Origin of the sequence: Lactobacillus delbrueckii subsp. delbrueckii DSM 20074 = JCM 1012 (assembly GCF_001433875.1) — a bacterium.
Lineage (GTDB): Bacteria > Bacillota > Bacilli > Lactobacillales > Lactobacillaceae > Lactobacillus > Lactobacillus delbrueckii.
In genome coordinates, this window is sequence record NZ_AZCR01000139.1 from 1 (window position 1) to 366 (window position 366).

Annotated in this window: 1 pseudogene; it reads left to right on the top strand. The window is 48.4% G+C overall.

The window, feature by feature from the left end:
* A pseudogene (locus tag FD23_RS08840) lies at positions 1-366 on the top strand (pyruvate oxidase); the annotation flags it as partial.

Sequence of the window (366 nt, forward strand, 5' to 3'; positions counted from 1 at the left end):
AAAGAAGGGTCCAGCTGTTTTGGTAATTCCTAAGGACTTCGGTTGGCAAGAAATCGAAGACAACTACCGCGTTTCCGCAAGCAACCACGTTGCTGACAACTACGCTGCTCCAACTGCTGAATCAATTGAAGCCGCAACTAAGTTGATCAAGGAAGCTAAGAACCCAGTTGTTTACTTCGGTTTGGGTGCTTCAGGCGCTGCCGAAGAATTGAAGGAATTTGCTGACAAGTTCAAGATGCCAATGATGTCCTCATACCTGGGCAAGGGTATCGTTGAAGACAGCTTCAAGCCATACTTGGGGACTATCGGCCGTATCGGTGGTAAGGCTCCTAACGAAGTTCAAGGCCACACTGACCTGGTAGTTTG